At 61.3% G+C, this 3,093-nt stretch carries 2 protein-coding genes and 1 pseudogene; all 3 read right to left on the bottom strand.

Going from position 1 to position 3,093, the window contains the following annotated elements:
• A pseudogene (locus tag ACRESD_RS12250) lies at positions 1-236 on the bottom strand (GNAT family N-acetyltransferase); the annotation flags it as partial.
• Between the two features lie 103 nt (positions 237-339).
• A complete protein-coding gene (locus ACRESD_RS12255) occupies positions 340-1,446 on the bottom strand; it encodes an NADH:flavin oxidoreductase/NADH oxidase (RefSeq protein ID WP_431751135.1) in 1,107 nt (368 codons plus the stop codon).
• 225 nt (positions 1,447-1,671) lie between these two features.
• The coding region (locus ACRESD_RS12260; protein WP_431751136.1) for a potassium transporter Kup at positions 1,672-3,093 on the bottom strand (1,422 nt) is incomplete at its 5' end.

The raw sequence follows: 3,093 nt of genomic DNA on the forward strand, positions 1-3,093 counted from the left end.
ACCAATACCGGTCCCTCGAAGGCGCCCCACAACCACCCGCCACGCTTGAGACAGGCCAGCAGCGCCACGGCATCCTGCTCCGCCTCGCCTTCAGGCCAACCACGCATATCGTGATGGGAGGCATACAGCACCAGTTCATCGCCTTCCATGCGATAACACTCGCGGATCAACTCGGTGCGGTCGATGGTTGCCAGCAGCGGGATATCGTCTTCGTTTAACGCTCGTTCGACCAACATGGGGGCCTCCTGCTTTCAAGCGACCAAGGATCGGCGTTCCATTAAACGCGAGCAAGAAAAAACCCACCGTACCAGGGTGGGTTTTGTGGAAGCGCACGAAGGATCAGTCCCTCAGATCCGACTCATGGATCGGCTGATCACGATGGGTCGCCCGTTGATATTGCGCCGGCCAGATCGCTTTGCGCCCGCCCAAGTCATCGTCAGCGTGCAAGGGCCAGTACGGATCACGCAGCAGTTCACGGGCGAGGAAGATGATGTCGGCCTGGCAGGTGCGCAGGATGTGTTCGGCCTGGGCCGGCTCGGTGATCATGCCGACGGTGCCCGTGGCAATGCCTGACTCTTTGCGCACCCGCTCGGCAAAGCGTGTCTGGTAGCCCGGGCCGGTTGGGATCTCGGCATTGGCGGCAGTGCCTCCGGAAGACACATCGATCAAGTCCACGCCGAGGTCTTTGAGGCGGCGCGCCAACTCTACGGTTTCATCGGGGTTCCAGCCGTCTTCCACCCAATCGGTGGCCGACACCCGCACAAACAGCGGCAACTCTTCGGGCCAGACGGCGCGTACGGCTTTAGTGACATCCAACACCAGGCGGATACGGTTTTCAAAGGAACCACCGTATTGGTCCTGGCGCTGGTTGCTGATGGGCGACAGAAATTGGTGCAGCAGGTAACCGTGGGCGGCGTGGATTTCTACCACTTCGAAGCCAGCGGTCAAGGCGCGCTTGGCGGCCGCGACAAAATCGGCGATCACTTGCTGGATCTGCCCTTCGTCCAGCGGCGTGGGCTGGGTGTGATTGGGGTCAAAGGCAATCGGCGATGGCCCCACCGGCACCCACCCCCCGTCTTGCGGCTTGACGCTACCGTGCTGGCCGATCCAAGGCCGATGAGTGCTCGCCTTGCGCCCGGCATGGGCCAGTTGAATCCCGGCCACCGCGCCTTGGGCGGCAATAAACCGGGTGATGCGTTGCAACGGTTCGATCTGTTCGTCTTTCCACAGGCCCAGGTCCTGGGCAGTGATGCGGCCATCGGCAGTGACGGCGGTGGCTTCGGTAAAAATCAGCCCGGCACCACCGACGGCACGACTGCCGAGGTGCACCAGGTGCCAGTCATTGGCCAAGCCGTCCTCGCTGGAGTACTGGCACATTGGAGACACCGCAATGCGGTTGAGCAGGGTCAGTTGGCGCAGGGTGTAAGGTTCGAGCAGCTGACTCATGGCGCACCTCTTCTGGACTTTTTGGGCACTTATCGCAGGAGCGAGCGTGTTCGCGAAAGCCTCATAGGCGTTACGTTCAGCCAGGATAAACGCACTACCGTTGAAGTTTTTCGCGGGCAACCCCGCTCCTGCATAACAGTGCTTAGAGCCTAGTCGACAACGCTGGATTGCACAGGGTTCAGAAGCAAAGCGGGAGCCGATTGCCGGCTCCCGTTGTGTGATTTCTTACATTTCGACCTGGGTGCCCAGCTCGATCACCCGGTTTACCGGGAGTTTGAAGAAGCGCAGGTTGCCGTTGGCATTCTTCAACATGAAGGCGAACAAGCTTTCACGCCAGCGGGCCATGCCCTTGATGCGCGAGGCGATCACCGTTTCGCGGCTGAGGAAGTAAGTGGTGCGCATCGGGCTGAAATCCAGATCGTCCAGATGGCACAACTTCAAGGCTTCGGGCACGTCCGGCTCATCGGTAAAACCGAAATGCAGGATCACCCGGAAGAACCCTTCCCCGTAGGCGTCCACTTCGAAACGCCGTGAGGCCGGCACACGTGGAATATCTTCGTAGACCACCGTCAGCATCACCACCTGCTCATGCAGCACCTGGTTATGCAGGAGGTTGTGCAACAACGCATGGGGTACCGCGTCGGGGCGCGCGGTAAGGAACACAGCGGTGCCCTGCACGCGGTGGGGCGGCTGCACACGGATGCTGCTGATAAAGATCGGCAGCGGCAGCCCGCCTTCGTCGAGACGGTCCATCAGCAGTTCTTTACCGCGTTTCCAGGTGGTCATCAGGATAAACAGCACAATCCCCGCGAGTACCGGAAAGGCGCCGCCCTGGACGATCTTCGGCACGTTAGCGGCGAAGAACAGGCCATCCACCAACAGGAAGACGATAAGAACCGGAATCGCCAGCACCGGTGGCCATTTCCACAGCAGCAACATCACGGCCGACACCAGAATACTGGTGATCAACATGGTACCGGTCACCGCCACGCCGTAAGCCGAAGCCAAGGCATTGGAGGACTCGAAGCCCAGCACCAGCAGGATCACGCCGACCATCAACGACCAGTTCACCGCGCCGATATAGATCTGGCCCTGCTCGGCGCTGGAAGTGTGCTGGATATGCATGCGCGGGATGTAACCCAGCTGGATCGCTTGGCGGGTCAGGGAAAACGCACCGGAAATCACCGCCTGGGAGGCAATCACCGTGGCCAGGGTCGACAGCACCACCAGCGGGATCAACGCCCAGCTCGGCGCCAGCAGGTAGAACGGGTTACGTGCCGCTTCGGGATTTTCCAGCAGCAACGCGCCCTGGCCGAAGTAATTGAGCACCAGCGCCGGCAGCACCAGGGCGAACCACGCCCGGGCGATCGGCTTGCGGCCGAAGTGGCCCATGTCAGCGTACAGCGCTTCAGCACCGGTCAAGGCCAGCACCACGGCACCAAGAATCGCCACGCCCATGCCGGGGTGGGATACAAAGAAACGCACGCCCCACACCGGGTTCAGCGCGCTGAGCACTTCCGGGTGTTGCGCGATGCCGTGGATACCGAGCCCGGCCAACACCAGGAACCACACCACCATCACCGGCCCGAACAGCTTGCCGATGCGGTCGGTGCCGTGTTTCTGGATCAGGAACAACCCCACCAGCAC

The sequence above is a fragment of the Pseudomonas sp. genome (genome assembly GCF_050739995.1).
GTDB lineage: Bacteria > Pseudomonadota > Gammaproteobacteria > Pseudomonadales > Pseudomonadaceae > Aquipseudomonas.